At 68.9% G+C, this 19,048-nt stretch carries 17 protein-coding genes; 11 read left to right on the top strand and 6 right to left on the bottom strand.

Annotated features, from left to right (window positions below; translation table 11 throughout):
* Window positions 1–44: 44 nt before the first annotated feature.
* Window positions 45–1,331, top strand: a complete 1,287-nt coding sequence (locus tag I6N91_RS07375; protein WP_198811949.1) for an aspartate kinase — start codon at window positions 45–47, stop codon at window positions 1,329–1,331.
* Window positions 1,332–1,449: 118 nt separating this feature from the next.
* On the opposite strand, the gene I6N91_RS07370 is transcribed toward I6N91_RS07375, so the two are convergent.
* The 3 genes from I6N91_RS07370 to I6N91_RS07360 all read right to left on the bottom strand — a co-directional run bounded on the left by I6N91_RS07370 (window position 1,450) and on the right by I6N91_RS07360 (window position 5,219).
* Complete coding sequence (locus I6N91_RS07370) at window positions 1,450–1,689, bottom strand: hypothetical protein (protein WP_198812054.1); 240 nt, start codon at window positions 1,687–1,689, stop codon at window positions 1,450–1,452.
* Window positions 1,690–1,748: 59 nt separating this feature from the next.
* Window positions 1,749–1,961, bottom strand: coding sequence for a hypothetical protein (locus tag I6N91_RS07365; protein ID WP_198811948.1), 213 nt, complete (start codon window positions 1,959–1,961; stop codon window positions 1,749–1,751).
* 123 nt (window positions 1,962–2,084) lie between these two features.
* Entirely contained in the window at window positions 2,085–5,219 is a 3,135-nt protein-coding gene (locus tag I6N91_RS07360; protein ID WP_198811947.1) for a S8 family serine peptidase, read from the bottom strand.
* A 223-nt stretch (window positions 5,220–5,442) separates the two neighbouring features.
* Here I6N91_RS07360 and I6N91_RS07355 point away from each other — a divergent pair, with 223 nt between their 5' ends.
* The 5 genes from I6N91_RS07355 to purL all read left to right on the top strand — a co-directional run bounded on the left by I6N91_RS07355 (window position 5,443) and on the right by purL (window position 10,485).
* Window positions 5,443–6,363: a 3-methyladenine DNA glycosylase gene (locus tag I6N91_RS07355; RefSeq protein ID WP_198811946.1), complete on the top strand. Its 921-nt coding sequence runs from the start codon at window positions 5,443–5,445 to the stop codon at window positions 6,361–6,363.
* A 218-nt stretch (window positions 6,364–6,581) separates the two neighbouring features.
* On the top strand, window positions 6,582–6,956 hold the full coding sequence (locus tag I6N91_RS07350; RefSeq protein ID WP_198811945.1) for a hypothetical protein: 375 nt from the start codon (window positions 6,582–6,584) through the stop codon (window positions 6,954–6,956).
* Between the two features lie 197 nt (window positions 6,957–7,153).
* The gene (gene purS / locus I6N91_RS07345) at window positions 7,154–7,414 is read left to right on the top strand and encodes a phosphoribosylformylglycinamidine synthase subunit PurS (protein ID WP_133404448.1); all 261 of its coding nucleotides are present in this window, start codon (window positions 7,154–7,156) and stop codon (window positions 7,412–7,414) included.
* On the top strand, window positions 7,411–8,199 hold the full coding sequence (gene purQ / locus I6N91_RS07340) for a phosphoribosylformylglycinamidine synthase subunit PurQ (RefSeq protein WP_198811944.1): 789 nt from the start codon (window positions 7,411–7,413) through the stop codon (window positions 8,197–8,199). The genes purS and purQ overlap by 4 nt, the downstream gene beginning before the upstream one ends.
* Window positions 8,200–10,485 carry a phosphoribosylformylglycinamidine synthase subunit PurL gene (gene purL / locus I6N91_RS07335; protein ID WP_198811943.1) on the top strand — a complete coding sequence of 762 codons (2,286 nt, stop codon included), beginning with the start codon at window positions 8,200–8,202 and terminating at the stop codon, window positions 10,483–10,485. It abuts the gene before it with no gap.
* A gap of 84 nt (window positions 10,486–10,569) precedes the next feature.
* Here purL and I6N91_RS07330 read toward each other — a convergent pair whose 3' ends face one another.
* On the bottom strand, window positions 10,570–11,136 hold the full coding sequence (locus tag I6N91_RS07330) for a DUF1990 domain-containing protein (protein WP_198811942.1): 567 nt from the start codon (window positions 11,134–11,136) through the stop codon (window positions 10,570–10,572).
* Window positions 11,137–11,305: 169 nt separating this feature from the next.
* Here I6N91_RS07330 and I6N91_RS07325 point away from each other — a divergent pair, with 169 nt between their 5' ends.
* Window positions 11,306–12,133 (top strand): DUF1206 domain-containing protein, encoded by an 828-nt coding sequence (locus tag I6N91_RS07325; protein ID WP_198811941.1) that lies wholly within the window; start codon window positions 11,306–11,308, stop codon window positions 12,131–12,133.
* 9 nt (window positions 12,134–12,142) lie between these two features.
* Here the strand turns inward: I6N91_RS07325 and I6N91_RS07320 are convergent, their stop codons facing one another.
* The gene (locus I6N91_RS07320; RefSeq protein WP_198811940.1) at window positions 12,143–12,559 is read right to left on the bottom strand and encodes a CoA-binding protein; all 417 of its coding nucleotides are present in this window, start codon (window positions 12,557–12,559) and stop codon (window positions 12,143–12,145) included.
* 310 nt (window positions 12,560–12,869) lie between these two features.
* On the opposite strand from I6N91_RS07320, the gene I6N91_RS07315 reads away from it, so the two are divergent.
* From I6N91_RS07315 to acs, 4 genes are all read left to right on the top strand, one after another.
* A complete protein-coding gene (locus I6N91_RS07315; RefSeq protein WP_198811939.1) occupies window positions 12,870–13,682 on the top strand; it encodes an ABC transporter ATP-binding protein in 813 nt (270 codons plus the stop codon).
* A 257-nt stretch (window positions 13,683–13,939) separates the two neighbouring features.
* Window positions 13,940–14,977: an aliphatic sulfonate ABC transporter substrate-binding protein gene (locus I6N91_RS07310; protein WP_198811938.1), complete on the top strand. Its 1,038-nt coding sequence runs from the start codon at window positions 13,940–13,942 to the stop codon at window positions 14,975–14,977.
* Window positions 14,974–15,792 carry an ABC transporter permease gene (locus I6N91_RS07305; RefSeq protein WP_198811937.1) on the top strand — a complete coding sequence of 273 codons (819 nt, stop codon included), beginning with the start codon at window positions 14,974–14,976 and terminating at the stop codon, window positions 15,790–15,792. Before I6N91_RS07310 ends, I6N91_RS07305 begins: the two co-directional genes overlap by 4 nt.
* Window positions 15,783–17,750, top strand: a complete 1,968-nt coding sequence (gene acs, locus I6N91_RS07300; RefSeq protein WP_374058926.1) for an acetate--CoA ligase — start codon at window positions 15,783–15,785, stop codon at window positions 17,748–17,750. Before I6N91_RS07305 ends, acs begins: the two co-directional genes overlap by 10 nt.
* A gap of 167 nt (window positions 17,751–17,917) precedes the next feature.
* Here acs and I6N91_RS07295 read toward each other — a convergent pair whose 3' ends face one another.
* A complete protein-coding gene (locus I6N91_RS07295; RefSeq protein ID WP_198811936.1) occupies window positions 17,918–19,012 on the bottom strand; it encodes an NAD(+)/NADH kinase in 1,095 nt (364 codons plus the stop codon).
* Window positions 19,013–19,048 lie beyond the last annotated feature (36 nt).

Below are 19,048 nucleotides of genomic sequence, written 5' to 3'. Positions count from 1 at the left end.
GCGCCGCACTGCAGCAGATTCCGACGATGTCAGTGAGCGAGTGCATGAGCCTTCTAGTCCAGAAGTTCGGTGGGTCATCGGTGGCGGACGCCGAAGGGATCAAGCGCGTGGCCCGGCGTCTCGTGCAGTCCCAGGCGGCCGGCAACCAGGTGGTCGCGGTGGTCTCCGCCATGGGCGACAGCACCGACGAGCTTCTCGACCTTGCCGCCCAGGTCTCGGAAACCGCTGACCCGCGCGAAATGGACATGCTCCTGAGCGCCGGAGAGCGCATCTCCATGGCGCTGCTGGCCATGGCGATCCACGGCCTCGGCGCGTCCGCCCAGTCCTTCACGGGCAGCCAGGCCGGCATGATCACCGACGCCATCCACGGCAAGGCGCGCATCATCGACGTCTCACCGCACCGGATCCGCACCGCCATTGAAAAGGGCGACATCGCCATCGTGGCCGGCTTCCAGGGCATGAGCCGGGAGAGCAACGACATCACGACGCTCGGCCGCGGCGGCTCCGACACCACCGCCGTCGCCCTGGCGGCGGCCCTGAACGCGGACGTCTGCGAGATCTACACCGACGTCGACGGCATCTACACCGCCGATCCGCGCGTTGTGCCGTCCGCCCAGAAGATCGACACGATCTCCAGCGAGGAGATGCTCGAAATGGCGGCCTCCGGGGCGAAGATCCTTCACCTGCGCAGCGTCGAGTACGCCCGCCGCTTCGGGGTTCCCCTGCACGTGCGGTCCTCCTTCAGCGACCATGAGGGGACCTGGGTCCTGCCCAGCCCCGACGACCAGATCAAGATTCAAGAGGGAGAGCCCTTGGAACAGCCAATCATTTCAGGCGTCGCACACGACCGCTCGGAGGCCAAGGTCACCGTCGTCGGCGTTCCCGACATCCCCGGCAAGGCCGCGGAGATCTTTGGGATCATCGCGGGCGCCCACACGAACATCGACATGATCGTGCAGAACGTCTCGACCCACGGGTCGGGCCGCACCGACATCTCCTTCACGCTGCCCATCGTCGATGGAGCGCAGGCCCTCGCCGCCCTGGGCGAGGCGCAGGCCGGAGTCGGCTACGAGTCCGTCGAATACAACGAGCAGATCGGGAAGCTGTCGCTGATCGGCGCCGGCATGCGGTCCAACCCCGGGGTGTCCTACAAGTTCTTCAAGGCGCTCTCGGACGCCGGCGTGAACATCGACATGATTTCCACGTCGGAGATCCGTATCTCGGTGGTCACGAGCGCCGAACTGCTCGACACCGCCGTCCGTGCTGTCCACGCGGCCTTCGAGCTCGACGGCGAGGCCACCGCCACGGTGTACGCGGGCACCGGGCGCTAACGGCCCGAACCGCACCGTCCCGAGCGGCGCACAGTCCTGAACCCTGCAAGCCGTCCCGAACCGCACCGTCCTGAGCAGAGCGCGCTGGGCTTTCTGCCGCGCCCCTACGTCTCCTCGGTCACGTCTCCTCGGTCGGCCTCCGCACCGCGTAGTGGTGGCCTTCCGAGTCCTCCATCATCTCGATGCCGGCCAGCTGCTTTTCGCTGAGGTCGTCTGATGCGTCGTGTCGATGGACAACCGGCGTTTCCGATCCGGTGCGGTCGGCGGGGCCGAGGAACAGCCGGGCGAACGAGTCGAGACGGCTGTAAGGGGGGCGCCGGACCCGGCGTCGCTTCTCTGGTTCCGGAAGTTTTTCCATGATGCACCTTCTTCTGAGGTACATCTCATTTTACGCCGGGTGGGTGCGGAAAGCGCCGGTCAGTACGGCCGACGGGGAACGATGTAGGTCGAGCCGTCGGCCCGGGTGATCGTCTCCCACTGATCAGCCTCGGACTGCCTTTCCTTCAGCAGCTCCTGGTTCTCGGCAGTCATTGGATGGTCGAGCGAGCTTGACTGCGCCGGTCCGAAGAAGGCCCGCGCCCGGCCGGTGAGGCGCATGAAACGCTCGATGAAGCCTTCTGGATTCGGCATGCCCGTCCTTCCTGCATTTCTGCTGTCTCCGGTATTTTCCCATGGACGCCCGGAAAAAAGGCGGGTGGGGCCGGCGGCCGAAGCCGCCGTCCCCACCCGCCGGTGGTTCGGTACTACCCGCGGTCAGCGGAGGGTCGAACCTCCTGCGGCCGGAGTGGCCGCGGCGTCCTCGACGAGGACCGGGGACCCGGTCGGCGTCACCGTGGTGGCACCGTTGGCACCCACTTCGAGGCTCACCGCCGTCGAACCTGCGTCTCCGAAGAACACCCGTCCGACGTAGCTGCCCGGCTCGAGGCCGGTCCAGGACAGGCTCACCGTGGCTTCCTTGCCGTTCTTGAACTGGATCGGGTCCGGGGAGACCTTGAGGTTCCCCTCGTCGCCGCCCAGCACGACGGCATCGACGGTGGCCTTGGTGGGCCGGTTGTCGGGGCTGCTGTAGAGGTTGGCGACGACCGTGTAGGTTCCCGGAGCCGGGTTGTTCAGCAACACCGACTCACTCGCCGACGCCGTCGCTGCCGCGATTTCCCCGCCCGAAGGAGTGATGACGAACAGGTCGAAGTCGGCATTCGCGTCGGCCGAATTCACGGCGAAGCGGGCCAGCGAGGTCCCCGCGGGAACCTCGACCTCGGTGACGCTGTTGCTCGCATTGGCGGTCCCGCTGGCAGGGCCTGGAACCAGTTCGACGTCGGTCCGATCGGCCTTCGCCAGTCCCTTGACGGAGAGGTCGACGGTGCCCGTCGTCCCTGCCGTGACGTTGAAGGTTCCGCTTCCGGTCCCTGCCGCCGACGTGAAGGACACCGCAGCGGGCATCACGGCGGTGACCGGACGGACGGCGATCGGTGAGGTCACCGTGGCGCCCTTCGCTTCGGTCCAGGTCAGCGAGCCCATCGCGAAGGCGTCAAGCGCCGCCGACTTGTTCTCGAAAGTCACCTTGAAGCTCTTGGACTCGCCTGCGGCGGCGAAGTCGAGCCGGGCGGGCGACACCTTGGTGGCGATGCCGGGGAGGTCCACCGTGGCGGTGTAGCTTCCCGGTGCGGTGGCGGTGACTGTGCGGGTCACCGTGACCTTCCCGGTCAGCTTGCCGACGGCGATCGAGGGAACGTTGACGTCCTTCGCTCCGACGACCTGCGGCTTCCGGAGCCCCAGGGGTGCGCCGAGGCTCTGCAGGAAGCCGTTCCAGTGGGCGGCATCCGCGTCATACACGAGCCCGGGGCTCAGCATCGCGGCGGGGTTCACATGGCCGGCGCCGACGGCGAAGACGTCGTTGTTGGCGGCGCCCTCCTCGGTCAGCACATCACCGGCAGTGGTCATCAGAGCCGACTTCACGGCGGCCGGGGACCACGCGGGGTTCTTCGCTAGGACCAGGGCGCCGAGGCCGGCGACCTGCGGGGCAGCCATGGACGTACCGGAGAGGAATCCGAAGTTCTCCCCGGTCCCGACCGGGGAGACACCGGCCAGGACGTTGACGCCGGGAGCCGTGATGTCGGGCTTTAAGAAGTCCGAGTTCACTGCCAGCGACGGACCACGCGAAGAGAACGCGGCGATCTGCGGGTCCTTGGGGGTGGGCAGGCCCGTGGTGTCCTCGTCGACGAGAGCCGCGGTGAGCGCCGGGTTGGCCTTGAGCTTTTCCTTGATTTCGACGCCGTCGATGTGGACGGTCGGCACTGCGTGGAGGTCAAGGTCGAGTGACCCGGGCACCACGTTGACGAGGATCATGCCCACGCCGCCTGCCTTCTCGACGGTTGCGCTCTTGAGCACCCGGTCGACCACGCCGCGGTCGCAGACGACGATCTTGCCCGTCACCTTAGCGGGATCGAGGCTGTCCGCCTTGCACAGGGCCGCGTCGGCCGCTGAAACTCCGGCGGCTGCGGCATCGGCCGCGAGGACGGCGGCGGTCTGCGGGACCTCGCGGTTCATCACCGACGTGCCGCGGTACTTGGTGCCGTCGGAGAGTTCGACGGTGCCCTGCAGTTCATGTGAGAACGTGCTTGCGGCCACCGTAGTGAGCCACGGGGAACTGTGGTTCACGGTGCTGACCGTCGGCCCGGAGTTGCCGGCCGAGGTGGAGACGAAGATTCCCGCCGAGGCGGCCGAGAGGAACGCGAGCGCCACCGGGTCGGTGGTGGAGTTGTTGTTGCCGGAGATGGAGTAGTTGAGGACATCCACCCCATCAAGGATCGACTGCTCGATCGCCTCCACCGCGGAGGAGCTGTAGCAGCCTCCCGAGTTGGGGTCCTTGTCCTCCCAGCAGATCTTGTACACGGACACCGCGGCGGCGGGGGCCACCCCGGCGCCCTTGCCGAAGCTCCTGCCGTCGACGGTGGCCTCGACGTCGGCGTTGCCCGCCGCGGTCGAGGCGGTGTGGGTGCCGTGGGAATCGACGTCGATGGGGGAAATCCGCTCATCGGGCGAACGGTCCTCCTCGGGCACGGAGCCGAGGAAGTCATCGGCGAAGTAGCGGGCGCTGAGGACCTTGGAGTTGCAGGCGCTGCCGTCGAAGTCCTGGCCGGTCTGGCACTCGCCCAGGAAGGTGCTGCCGTCGGCCTTCAGCATGGCGATCTTGCCGTCGGGGGTGAGGTAGGGCTCGCCCACCACGGGGTCCCCCTGGAGCGGCTTGACCTCGGCGCCGGTCAGGAAGGGGTTCTCCGGGCGGTACCCGGTGTCGATGACGCCGACGACCGTTCCCTTGCCCGCGTTGGCGGCTCCACCGAGCTGGGTGGCCCAGAGGCCGTCCTCGCCGGTCAGGCCGAGGAAGTCGGCGCTTGAGTAGTCGGGGCTGTTCTGGGTGTCCGGTGCGACGACGTAGACGTTCGGATTCTTGGAAAGCAGCGCCGCCTGCTCGGCGGTGAGGTAAGAGGTGAATCCGTTGAGGGCCGTGGTGAAGGACTTGCCGACCTCCGCGTTGACCGCTGCCGCAACGTCCGTCTGGCTCTTCTTCAGCCGGGCCTCGTAGGCACGGGCGTGCGGCGACTCCTTCGTGAGCTTTTCGCCCTTGCCCGGCTTCGTTGCCGGGATACCGTCGGCGCCGCCCTCATACATGGCAAGGGGGTGTTCCTTAAGGACGACGATGTAGCGGCCATCTGTGAAATTCGATGGGGAAACGCCTGAGAGCTGCGTTGAAGTCTGCGCGGGCACCTGGGCCGCGAAGACGGCGGGGGTCACTGCCGCAGACGACATCAGGAGCGGCACCCCCAGCGCGATCGCCGTGACGCGGCGGAGCCGTGGGCTCCGCAGTCCGGCTTGTCCTCGTTGGATCATTAGGAGAAGAGCCTTTCGTTCAATGCGGGCTCGGCGGGAGTAACCGGGTGCCCCTCATGCTGTGGGCTTCCACCACCGGATCCCCATCTGTGACAAGAGTCACAAACGCCACAGCAGTATCAATTTACCCGAGGCAACACTCGCTTGGGTAGCAAAAGAAATCACTTTCCCGGCGTGGCTTGACAGGACGCCCGACGCCGTTACTAAGGCTGATAATAGAACCATGGCGCCGGTACCCCAACAAGTTCTCGAGCAGGAGGAATGGCTCCCCCAGCAGGAGGAGTATTCGGCGCGCGTCCGGCGCTTCACCGAGCCCTACCTCCAGCGCCGATCCGCCGGGGAAAAGCACCCGGTGGAGGACTTCCTTTTCACCTACTACAACCACAAACCCGGCCAGCTGCTGCGCTGGCACCCCGGAGCGGGCACCGCCCTGCGGGGCCCGCTCGCCGGGGAGCGAAGAAACTGGAAGTACTACACACCCCTTCCCGACGGCGCCGTCACCGTCGACCTCGACGCCTTCCTCTCGGAGCGGGCCGAGACCCTGGCTTTTGTGCGTGTCATCCTCGCGGGGACCCTGCGGCGGCCGGGCCAGTTTGGCTGTTTCGGACTGCACGAGTGGGCCATGGCGTACAAGTCGGAGCTCAACGGCGTCCGCCACGACTACCTCGGCCTGCGCCTCGGCGCGGACGGCACCGACGCCGTCGTCGAGGAAGCCCGGATCCGCTGCTCGCACTTCGATGCCTTCCGCTTCTACACCCCGCAGGCCGTCCCGCTCAACGAGCTGGCCCCCACCCGGGAAAATCAGCGCCACCTGGAGCAGCCCGGCTGCCTCCACGCCAATATGGACGTCTATAAATGGGCCTACAAGCTCAGCCCCCTCCTGCCCAGCACCCTGATCCTCGACTGTTTCGAGCTGTCCTGGCGCATCCGAATCCTCGATATGCAGGCCTCGCCGTACGACCTCGGCAGCTGGGGTTACCCGCCGATCCGCATTGAGACGCCCGAAGGCAGGGCCGCCTACGTCCGGGAGCAGCGCCGGTTCTCCTCCGAATCCCAGCAGCTGCGCTCCCGGCTGCTTGAGCACCTTGACGCCGCCGAAGCCCTTGCCCGCCCGGCCACCACCCGGAACGGAGGCACTCCGTGAGACTGCACCCGGCGGCCGCGGCAGCCACGGCCCTGCTCCTTGCCGCACTCACCGGCTGCACCGGCGGCGGAACCGACGACGGAACCACCACTTCTCCATCGACCACTGCTCCATCGGCGTCGTCCGCTCCCGGTTCCGCTGCGCCCGCCACTCCCGGCCCGTCTGCGCCCGCCCCGCCGTCCGCAAGCCCGAGCCCGACTCCCACGGAGGCACCGACAATGACGCCTGAAACCCCAGCACCGCCGCCATCGGCCAGTGGAACCCGCCTGGCGGTCACCATCCAGGAGTCCGCCGACGCCGAACCGGTCGAGTACATCCTCGAATGCGTCGAGGGCCGGCCCGGCCCCGGCACGTCCCTGCCCAATGCCGAGGCCGCCTGCACGGTCGTGTCCCGGCTCGGGGTGAAGTTCTTTACGGCCATCCCGGACAAAAACATCGTGTGCACGGAAATCTACGGCGGACCGCAGACCGCCTCGATCACGGGCACCGTCGACGGCAAACCCGTCCGGGCGCGCTTCGCCCGCACCAACGGGTGCGAAATCTCCCGCTGGGACGCCGTCAAGGAGATCCTCGGCACCGGCGGGGCGTTCTAGGGCCCGCCCGCCCGCTGCTTCGGCGCCACGGCCCCGGTTCGGGCCGGGCATCCCGGGCCGGTAGACTGGAGCGGCAAGCTCGCGGAGCGCCGGACCTGTCGACCCTTGGTCCACCCGGCGTGAGACGGCACTTCCGGGCCCCTGCATTTAATGCTGGCACCCCCAGCACTTGCCGCTTCACTCACAGGAGTTGCCGGATGCCCCGGATCGTTGTTGACGTCATGCCCAAACCCGAAATCCTTGACCCGCAGGGCAAAGCCATTGCAGGCGCGCTCCCCCGGCTTGGCCTTACCGGTTTCGCCGGTGTCCGCCAGGGCAAGCGGTTCGAACTCGAAGTCGCGGGGGAAGTCACCCCCGAACTGCTCGAGCAGGCCCGCAGCGCGGCCAGCACGCTGCTGTCCAACCCGGTGATCGAAGATGTGACCCGCGTGGAGGTCATCCAGGAGGACGCCGAGTGAGCGTCGAAACCCCCCTGATCAGTGACTTCCAGCCGTTCCCCTCGGCCTCGACCGAGGGAAGCCTCGCCGGGGTACGGGTCGGCGTCGTCACCTTCCCGGGCACGCTCGATGACCGGGACGCAATGCGGGCCGTGCGACTGGCCGGCGGGACCGCCATCTCCCTCTGGCACGGAGACCACGACCTCCGGGGAGTCGATGCCGTCATCATCCCCGGCGGTTTCTCCTACGGCGACTACCTTCGCGCCGGGGCCATCTCGCGCTTCGCGCCCCTGATGGAACAGATCACCGCGGCGGCCACCGGCGGGCCGGGCGCGCTGCCCGTCCTCGGCATCTGCAACGGCTTCCAGGTCCTCACCGAGGCACACCTGCTGCCGGGCTCGATGATCAAGAACAACTCCCTCCACTTCCTGTGCCGCGACCAGCGGCTGCGCGTCGAGAACGCCGACACCCTGTGGACCTCCGATTACGCGGCCGGCGAGGAGATCGTGGTGCCGCTGAAGAACCAGGATGGACAGTTCGTCGCTGACGAGCACACCCTCGACGAGCTCGAAGGCGAGGGCCGCGTCGTGTTCCGCTATGTGGGAGAGAACCCGAACGGCTCCCGCCGCGACATCGCCGGAATCTCAAACGCCGCAGGCAACGTCGTCGGGCTCATGCCGCACCCCGAACACGCCGTCGAGCCCGGCTTCGGCCCCGACTCCTCGGCCCGCGGAGAGGTCGACCTCCGCGGCGGCACCGACGGCCTCGGCATCTTCACCTCGGTACTCAAGAAACTGGTTGGCTAAGTGACTGCAGAGACAATGTCCAAGAAGTTCAATATCGACACCGTCGCCAATGCCGAGGCAACCCCCGGCCAGGCGCTCCCCTGGGCCGAACTCGGACTGAAGCAGAACGAGTACGACCGCGTCGTCGAGATCCTCGGCCGCCGCCCCACCGGCGCCGAACTGGCGATGTACTCGGTGATGTGGAGCGAACACTGCTCCTACAAGTCCTCAAAGGTCCACCTGCGCCAGTTCGGCGATAAGGTCACCGACGCCATGAAGGAACACCTGCTCGTGGGCATCGGCGAGAACGCCGGCGTCGTGGACATCGGCGACGGCTGGGCCGTGACCTTCAAGGTCGAATCCCACAACCACCCCTCGTTCGTGGAGCCCTACCAGGGCGCAGCGACCGGCGTCGGCGGGATCGTCCGCGACATCATCTCCATGGGCGCCCGCCCGGTCGCCGTCATGGACCCGCTGCGCTTCGGCGCGATCGACCACCCCGACACCGCGCGCCTGGTCCACGGCATCGTTGCGGGCATCGGCGGCTACGGCAACTCCCTCGGCCTGCCGAACATCGGCGGCGAGGTCGTCTTCGACTCCTCCTACCAGGGCAACCCGCTGGTCAACGCGCTTGCCGTCGGCGTCCTGCGGCACGAGGACATCCGCCTTGCCAACGCCTCGGGCGTCGGCAATCGAGTCGTCCTCTTCGGTGCGCGCACCGGCGGCGACGGGATCGGCGGGGCCTCGGTCCTCGCCTCCGAATCGTTCGACGACGCCAAGCCCTCGAAGCGCCCCGCCGTACAGGTGGGCGACCCGTTCGCGGAGAAGGTGCTCATTGAGTGCTGCCTCGAACTGTTCAAGGCCTCGGTCGTCGAGGGCATCCAGGACCTCGGGGCGGCGGGCATCTCCTGCGCCACCTCCGAGCTGGCCTCGAACGGTGACGGCGGCATGCACGTCGAACTCACGAAGGTCCTCCTGCGCGACCCGACCCTGACCCCGGGCGAAATCCTGATGTCGGAGTCCCAGGAGCGGATGATGGCCGTCGTCACCCCGGCCAATGCCGCGGCGTTCGAGGCGATCATGGACAAGTGGAACGTCGAGTACTCCTGGCTGGGCGAGGTCACCGACACCGGCCGACTGATCATCGAGTGGGACGGAGAGACCATCGTCGACGTCGACCCGCGCACCGTCGCCCACGACGGGCCCGTCTACGAGCGGCCCTACCACCGCCCGGTCTGGCTCGACGGCGTCCAGGCGGACTCCTTTAAGGGCTCCTCAACGGACCTGCGCGCCGCGGTGCTCGACCTGATGTCCTCCCCCAACATGTGCTCGAAGGACTGGGTCACCAACCAGTTCGACCGCTACGTGCAGGGCAACACCGCCCTGGCCATGCCCGACGACGCCGGCGTGATCCGCGTCGACGAGGAGACCGGCCTCGGCGTCGCCCTCTCCACCGACGCCAACGGCCGCTACTCCTACCTGAACCCGTACGAGGGCGCCCGCCTTGCCCTGGCGGAGGCGTACCGCAACGTCGCCACCTCCGGCGCCAAGCCGTTGGCCGTCACCGACTGCCTCAACTTCGGCTCCCCCGAGGATCCCGAGGTGATGTGGCAGTTCGCCGAGACCGTCCGCGGACTCGCCGACGCCTGCCAGGAGCTCGGCGTGCCGGTCACCGGCGGCAACGTCTCGCTCTACAACCAGACCGGGGGCGTCGCGATCCACCCGACCCCCGTGGTGGGCGTGCTGGGCGTGTTCGACGACGTCGCCCGCCGGACCCCCTCCGGCTGGCGCGAGGACGGGCAGGCCATCTACCTGCTCGGCACCACGCGCAACGAACTCGACGGATCCGAATGGGCGAACCTGCGCGGCCACCTCGGCGGCACGCCGCCGGTGGTGGACCTTGCGGCGGAGAAGACCCTCGCCGCGGTGCTGGTCAACTCCTCGCGTGACGGCATGATCGACGCCGCCCACGACCTCTCCGAAGGCGGCCTCGCCGCCGCCCTGTCCGAGGCCGCTCTGCGGTTCGGCGTGGGGGCGCGCATCGGCATCGACGAACTGTGCGAGCGCGACGGCATCGACGCGTTCACCGCGCTGTTCAGCGAAAGCCAGGGCCGTGCGATCGTCAGCGTCCCCCGCTCCGAGGAGGTGCGCTTCAACGACATGTGCACCGCGCGGAACTACCCGACGCTCCGGATCGGCGTCGTGGACACTGAAAATTCCGCTCTCGACGTGCAGGGCCACTTCACCCTGCCGCTGGCCGAGCTGAAGGAAGCGCACGAGGGAACCCTCCCCAAGCACTTCGCCTAAGGACAGGACTTTCTCAAGATTCCTTAAGGACAGAACGCAGGCCGGGACCGGGGCGGAAACGCTCCGGCTCCGGCCTGCGTCGGGTTAACCCCTCCCGGCAAGCACGCGGGCCGCCCGGACGTACCGGACGGTGACATGCCGCTGCACGAGCCGCAGCGCCGGAGCCCCGAGCCGATAGAACGCGGAGGCCGGGACGCTGTAGGCGCTCACCCGGAAGATCAGCTTCCCGTCGGGAGTGAACTCGGCGTAGAACCCCTCCTCACCGCGTACCGGGTGGCCCTTCCGCGTGCCGTAGCCGAACCCCGCCCGCTGGCCCGGCACCGGCCGGCCCGTTCCGTCGCGGAGTACCTCCCGCGACCACAGGACCGTGCTCGGAGCGGGCAGCCGGAGGGGACCAACCCCCAGGGCCGTGCTGACCTCCGCTCCGGGAACGGCACGCGGGGCGGCGGTATCCACCCGCAGGCCCGCACCGCGGTGCAGCTGCCAGGTCAGGATTCCCTCGGCCAGGGCCTCGAAGGCCGCGGCAGGATCGTCGGCCTCCAGCGGGTACTCCCCGACCGCCACCCGGTAGCCCTCCGGCCAGCCGCCGGTCATCGGCTCCGGGAAGGGGCGATCTGTGCCGCCCTGCTCCGCGTAGCTCAACCCGTTCATCCGCCCGTCTCCCACTACCGACTCCCACCAACGTCTCCCACCACCGTCCGGCCCCGCCGGAGGGAGCCGCTGCTTCGAGCGTAGCCGCTTCCAGGCACTCCCTCACCGGCGCCGCCGGAGGCCGGAAAAAGTGGCAGGATGGAGCCACACACCGGCGCAGGAGGAAATCATGGGCGAGGCAAAACGCCAGGCAACGAAGGCAGCCGACGCCGCCGAGGACGTTGCCGACTCAAAGGGCTTCCAGCTGGCCGCACGGGCCGGTTACATCGCAGCGGGGCTGCTCCACCTGCTGATCGGCATTATCGCCCTGCGAATCGCCACCGGCGGATCGGGCAAAGCCGACCAGAGCGGGGCGCTGCAGCAGCTGGCCGGCGGGCCGGGAGGCAGGATCCTCCTGTGGGCGTGCTTCCTGGGCTGCATCGCCCTTGCGCTGTTCCTGCTGAGCCAGGTCTTCTTCGGCGTCAAACACCTCAGCGGCAAGGAACAGACCAAGGAGCGGCTGAAGTTCGGCGGGACGGCGGTTGTGTATGCGGCACTCGGTGCGGCATTCGGGCGCTACGCCCTCGGCGGGACGAGTGACAGCGGCCAGTCGACGCAATCGGCCACCGCGTCCGTGATGTCCCACCCCGCCGGGGCGGTCCTGCTGATCGCCATCGGGCTGGGCCTGCTCGCCACCGGCGGCTACTTCGCGTACAGCGGCGTCACCAAGCGGTTCAAAAAGAACCTCTCCCGCCTTCCCTCCGGCGAGGCCGGTTCGGCGGTCGTCACCCTGGGCCGGGTGGGCTACATCGCCAAGGGTGTCGCCCTCGCGGTTCTCGGCTTCCTTCTCATCCTGGCGACCCTCCGGAACAACCCGGAGGAGTCAACGGGACTCGACGGAGCACTGAAGACCCTCGCCGGGCAGCCGTTCGGCATCTGGATCCTGGGCGCTGTCGCCGTCGGCCTGATCTGTTACGGGCTCTTCCTGATGGTCCGCTCGCGCTACCAGCGCATGTGAGCGGCTCCGTCAGAGTCCGAAACGGGGACTCTCGGTAACGGGGCAGGTGTCCATCACGACGTCGAGCCCCGCATCCTTGGCGCGCTGCGCGGCCGCCTCGTCGATGACGCCCTGCTGCAGCCACACCGCCTTGGCTCCGACGGCGATCGCCTGATCCACCACCGCGCCGACCCGGGTCGAGTTCACGAAGCAGTCGACGACGTCGATCGGGCCCGGGATATCGCCCAGGGTGGTATAGCCCTTTTGGCCGTGCACGTCGTCGCCCTTGAGGCTCACCGGCACGATCTCCTTCTCCAACCGGTCCATCAGGAACCGGGAGACCCCAAGCGCCACCCGCCGCGGGTTGTTCGAGAGACCGACGACGGCCCACCGGCCCGGCTCGCTCAGGAGCCGCCGGATCACCGCGGGATCATTGGAGTGCTTCACCGTTGCCCTTCCCTTCCGTGGCCTTCAGCCTATGCGAACCCCCGGGGTGCGGGCGCCGTCAAGGGGGGCGGCGCGTGTCTGTTTATTACGGGCAAGATTTGCCGCCTCCGGAAGGATGGGCGTTTAGTGGTGCTTGACCATCCCGAGCGGCTGAGAGACCTGGATCGATGAAGCCGCAGCAACCCTGGTTGTCCGTATCCCCCTGATACCGGGCAATAACAAGGAGCAGGCCGCGGGTGCCGGGCGTCGAAGGGCGCCGGGCTAAGGCGTGTTCCGTAGGGTGCTACTGCCAGGATCGATGGAGACCTCTATGACTGCTGTTCTGGCATCTTCGACAACCACGGACCCGCGCCGCAGGCCGCCCCTTGAGGTGAGCTTCAGCCGCCTGGGGCGCAGTTTCGGCACCTCAAGCGACCGGCGGGTGGTGCTGCGGGACGTCACCGTGCACATCCGGCCCGGTGAAGTCCTCGCCATCCTCGGCACCAGCGGCTGCGGGAAATCGACGCTCCTGCGTGCCGCGGCGGGCCTCGACACCCCCGACGCGGGCAGCGTGCTGATCGATGGCACCGAAGTCCGCGGCATTGACGAGCGCTGCGCCGTTGCCTTCCAGGAACCCCGCCTGCTGCCCTGGCACACACTGCAGGCCAATGTCGCCATTGGCCTGCCGAAGTCCTCGAGTGCGAGCGCCGGCAAGGCCAAGGTCGCCGAGCTGCTGAAACTCGTTGGCCTCGACCGCTTCGCGAAGCACCGTCCCCGGGAGGTCTCCGGGGGAATGGCCCAGCGGGCCTCGCTCGCGCGCGCCCTGGCCCGCACCCCCGGTGTCCTGCTGCTCGATGAACCCTTCGGCGCCCTCGACGCGCTGACCCGGCTCAAGATGCAGGACCTGCTCCTGGAGATCCACACGGCACAGCCCACAACGGTGCTGCTGGTGACCCACGACGTCGACGAGGCACTCCAGCTCGCCGACCGGATCCTTGTGCTCGGCAGCAGCGGTGACGGGCCGGGGTCGACGGTGAAGGACCTGATCCCCGTCCCCGGCGGCCGGCCCCGCGACCGCAGCTCCCGCGAACTGGCGGAGCTGCGCCGGAACCTGCTCGCCCTGCTCGGCGTCGCCGCGCACTGACTGCAGGCTGACCGGCAGGGCTGACGGGCAGAACTGACCGGCAGAACTGACCGGCAGAACTGACCGGCCCGCCTGCCTCAGGCCACCCTCCGGTTCCTCCCGCGCTTCTTCGAGCACCGCTCTGCCGCACCCCCAGCCGTACCCTCTTCAGCCGTACCCTCCTCCAGCCGTACCCTCCTAGCGCCATACCCCCTCCAGCCATACCCCCTGCGGCCCTGCGCCGCACCTCCACTCCCTCCACCAACCGAAGGAACCTCATGACCCGTCTCACTCTTCTCCGCACCGCCTCCGTCGCCGCAGCCCTGTCCCTGGGGCTGAGCGGGTGCATGGCCGGGGAGAACACCGCCACCGGCGGCAACGCAGCCGAGGCCGGCACGACGGGCGGCACGCTGAACATCGACTTCGCGACCTACAACCCGCTGAGCCTCGTGATCAAGGAACAGGGCTGGCTTGAGGAGGAGCTCGCCGACCAGGACATCACGGTGAACTGGGTCCAGTCCGCCGGTTCGAACAAAGCCAACGAGGCCCTGCGGGCCGGCGCGATCGACGTCGGATCCACCGCAGGGTCGGCGGCGCTGCTCGCACGCTCCAACGGTTCACCGATCAAAACCATCGAGATCTACTCGCAGCCAGAGTGGGCGGCGCTCGTCGCCTCCCCCGATTCGGGAATCACCGCGGTGGAGGACCTTCGCGGCAAGTCGGTCGCGGCCACCAAGGGCACCGACCCCTACTTCTTCCTGCTTCAGGCCCTCGAATCCGCGGGAGTCGATCCGACCGAGGTGACGGTGCAGAACCTTCAGCACGCCGATGGCCGGGCGGCCCTCGCCAACGGTGCCGTGGACGCGTGGTCGGGACTCGACCCCATCATGGCGGCGGCCGAACAGGACGGCGCCGAACTGTTCTACCGGAACATCGACTTCAACAGCTACGGGTTCCTCAACGCCACCGAAAGCTTCCTCGAGGAAAAGCCCGACGTCGCGCAGACCGTCGTGAACGCCTACGAAAAGGCCCGCGAATGGGCCTCGGACAACCCCGAGGACACTGCGGCAATCCTCGCGGAGGTCGCCGCGATTGACCCGGCGGTCGCCAACTCGGTGATCCTTGAGCGCACCAACCTCGACGTGGATCCCGTGCCCGGCGACGCACAGCGGGAGGTCCTCGAAAAGATCGGCCCGGTCTTCGTCGAGTCGGGTGATGTCAGCTCCCAGGAGCAGGTCGATACGGCCCTGGACTCCCTGTTCGATGACTCCCTGGTGAAGAAGGCCGACGCCTCCGCCGTCGGGGCCTCCTCATGACAGCGCCCACAACGCCTGCGGCGGCGGCGCCGCCGCGGTCAAGGAACCGCGGCTCCGGCAGCGCCCGGCGGGTGCGGGGTGCCCTGCTGGGGCTGATCGTCCCTGCGCTGCTGCTCGGGGCCTGGCAGCTGAGTTCGGCGACGGGAACCTTCACGGCCGTCCAGCTACCGCCACCAGGTGCCGTCGCAGCCGCCGGGGCCGAACTTCTCGAGCGCGGCGAACTCGGCGTCCACCTCGGCATCAGCACCCAGCGCGTCCTGCTGGGCTTCGCCGCCGGAGCCGCGCTCGGCCTGACTGCGGGGGCGGTGCTGGGGCTCTCCCGCACGGCGGACGCCCTTCTCGGACCCACGATCGGCGCCGTGCGCGCCGTCCCGTCGCTGGCTTGGGTTCCCCTGCTGATCCTCTGGATCGGCATCAACGAGGACTCGAAGGTCACGCTGATCCTGATTGGGGCGTTCTTCCCGGTCTTTACGACGGTGTCCCTCGCGCTGCGCCACGTCGACCGGAACCTCGTCGAGGCGGGCCGGGCCTTCGGACTCACCGGGTTCCGGCTCCTCACCACCGTCCAGCTGCCCGCCATCATCCCTGCGGTGTTCTCCGGACTGCGCCTTGCCCTGGCCCAGTCCTGGCTGTTCCTCGTCGCCTCCGAACTCATCGCGGCCTCGATGGGCCTGGGCTGGCTGCTGAGCGACTCGCAGAACAACGGCAGGGTCGATCGGATCTTCCTGGCCATTGTGCTCCTCGCCGTCCTCGGCAAGACCACGGACGCGCTCCTGGGCCTCGCCCAGCGCTGGGCGGTGCAGCGGTGGGCCTGAACGCACTCGACCCCCACGCCGTACCGGCGGCGGACCCGGACCCGGATCTGCATTCGGATCTGGATGTCGACACCGACCGCATCCGCTTCTGGGAGGAGCAGGCCCGACGCCTGGACTGGGAGGCGGGCTGGCACACGGCGCACACGTTCGAGCCGGCCCAGCCGGGCCCGGACGGCGAGCTTTCGGTGCCGCGGATCGAGTGGTTCTCCGGCGGCCGACTCAATGTCGCCGCCAACTGCCTCGACCGGCATGTTGCCGCCGGCCACGGCGACCGGACGGCCCTTCACTTCGAAGGCGAGCCGGGAGACCGCCGGAGCGTCTCCTATGCCGAACTGCTCGAGGAGGTAAGCCGGGCGGCCAACGCCCTGCTGGCCCTGGGCATCGGCAAGGGGGACCGGGTGGTGATCTACCTTCCGGTGCTCGTGGAGACGGTCGTCGCCGCCCTGGCCTGCGCCCGGATCGGCGCGGTCCATTCCCTCGTCTTCGGCGGGTTCTCCGCCGAGGCCCTGCGCTTCCGGGTGCAGGACACCGGGGCGAAACTGCTGATCACCAGCGACGGCCAGTTCCGCCGCGGAACCGCCGTCCCGGTCAAGGACATCGCCGATGCCGCGGTCGAAGGTATCGCGGGCCTCGACTCCGTGCTCGTGGTCCGGCGCACCGGCTCGGACATCGCCTGGACCACCGGCCGCGACGTCGACTGGCACGAGGCCCTCGCGGCCGCCCCGCCGGAGCATTCCGCCGAGGCGTTCGACGCCGAAACCCCGCTGTTCATTATGTACACCTCGGGGACCACCGGCCGGCCCAAGGGGCTGCTCCACACCTCGGGCGGCTACCTGACCCAGGCGTCCTGGAGCTTCCAGCATCTCTTCGGCCCGCCGGAGGGCATACGGCGGGACGGCGAGGTCCACTGGTGCACCGCGGACCTCGCCTGGGTGACGGCCCACACCTACGTGCTGTACGGGCCGCTGTCCAAGGGCGCCACGCAGGTCCTCTTCGAGGGGACACCGGACACCCCGCACGCAGGCCGGCACTTCGAGATCATCGACCGCTACCGGGTCACCAGCTACTACACCGCGCCCACGCTAGTGCGCGCGCTCCGCTCCTGGTTCCCCGGCGGCGTGCCGGACTCCTACGACCTCTCGAGCATCCGCGTCCTTGGCACCGTCGGTGAGGCCGTCAACCCGGCGGCGTGGCACTGGTTCCGGGACCAGCTCGGCCGGGGCACGGTTCCGGTCGTCGACACCTGGTGGCAGTCAGAGACCGGCGCCGCGATGCTCTCCCCGAGCCCGTCGGACTCCGCCTTCAAGCCCGGATGCGCTGCCCGGGCCCTGCCCGGCGTCGGCACCCGCATCGTCGACGAGGAGGGTGCCACCGTGCCCCCTGGCGTGCCGGGGCTGCTGGTGGTCGACCGTCCCGGCCCGGCGATGGCCCGCACGGTGTGGGGAGACCCGCGCCGCTATCTGGACTCGTACTGGCGCAAGTTCGCCCGCCAGGGCTGGTTCCTGTCCGGGGACGGCGCCCGCTACGACGACGACGGCGACACCTGGATCCTGGGCAGGGTCGATGACGTCATCAACGTCTCCGGGCACCGGCTTTCGACGATCGAGATCGAGTCGGCCCTCGTCGCCCACCCGCTGGTCAGCGAGGCCGGGGTCTGCCCCGTGGCCGACCCGATCACCGGCCACGCCATCGCCGCCTTCGTGGTGCCCGCGCCCGGCGCGGCCGGCACGGCCGGCATCGAGGAAACGCTGCGCCGGCACGTCGCGGCCCGGATCGGCCCGGTCGCCCGGCCCGCCGCCGTCGTCGTGGTGAAGGACGTGCCCAAGACGCGCTCGGGAAAGATCCTGCGCCGCGTGCTGTCCGAACTGTACGAGGGCAGCCCGCTGGGGGACACCACCTCGCTGCAGAACGAGGAGTGCCTGCCCGGCATCGCCGCGGCACTGGCCGCCCGCCGCTGAGCGCCCTCCCCCGGTGAACCCAGCCGCCCCGGCGATCCCAACCGCCCCGGTGAACCCTCCCGCCCCGGTGAACCCTCCCGCCGAGACTGCAGCTCACCACGCTCTACCGGCGCCGAAGCGTGGTGAGCTGCAGTTTCGGCGCCGGCCTGGCAGCCCCGGCGAAGGACCTAGCGGTCCAGCGGCTCCGCCCGCGGCCACGTCCACGCCTCAAGCGCCGGGGTGGGGATGTGCACGTGCTTCATGTCGTCGGGTTTGGGCGTGCTGGGGATGTGCGCCACGGGCGAATCGCCGTCGGCGGCCGCGGCCGCGGCGTCGACGAGGCCGAACCGGTCCCGGACCCGGCCGAAGAAGTCGGGTTCCTGAAGCCTGAGCATCCGCACCTCCGTGGGCCGGGCGTAGACCGACACCCAGTCCCCCGGGTCGAGGACTCCGACGATCCGGCCGTCGATGGACATCGAGACCTGCCCGCTGCGTTCGAGCACCCGCACCGAGACCAGCTCATCGGCGGCGACGATCAGGCTCCGGTCGAAGACCATGTGCGCGGCGACCGGGGTGAACACCAGGACCTGGGCGCGGGGCGACACCACCGGGCCTCCCGCCGCGAACGAGTAGGCGGTCGAACCGGTGGGTGTGGCGATGATGAGGGCGTCGGCCGAGTAGGAGACGAAATGGCGGGACCCGACGTAGACCGCCACGCTGGCCTGCCGGTCGCGGGTGAGTTTTTCGAAGACGACATCATTGAGTGCGGTGACGTCCATGCCGATGCCCCAGCCGGTCTCCTGGGCGGCGTCCGCACGGACCTCGGGCGCCTCCGTCGTCGGCCCCCGCTCATAGTGGAGCAGTGCGCCGAGCTCCTTGGGGATCCGCAGCGGCCGGCTTGAGCGCATGGTGAGGGTGAGGCGCCGCTCCTCAAGCGCCTCGTTCGCAATGACCGCGTTCAGCGCTTCGATCAGGTGTTCCGGCTCCACCTCGGTGAGGAAACCCACCCGGCCCACGTTGACGCCCAGGATCGGAGAGTTTGAGGCCTGCGCCACCGCGACCCCGCGCAGGAACGTCCCGTCGCCGCCGATCGTGACGACGAGGTCGAACGTACCGGGCGGAGAGTGCTCGATCCGCAGGTGTCCGTGTTCGTCCGGCGACCAGACGTCGATCTCCGCGACGTCGATGCCGTGCTCCCCGGCCCAGGCCGTCAGCCCTTTAGCCGCCTCGATGGCCCGCCGCTTGCCCCCGTGCACAACGAGCCCCAGCCTGCGTAATTCCACCGGCAGCTCCTTCGAATCGTCCGCGTGAGCAAACCT

The sequence above is a fragment of the Arthrobacter sp. MSA 4-2 genome (assembly GCF_016405885.1).
In the GTDB taxonomy this organism is placed as follows: Bacteria; Actinomycetota; Actinomycetes; order Actinomycetales; family Micrococcaceae; genus Arthrobacter_D.
Note: the sequence above shows the minus strand (reverse complement) of the source record. Positions and strands in the feature narration are given on the sequence as shown.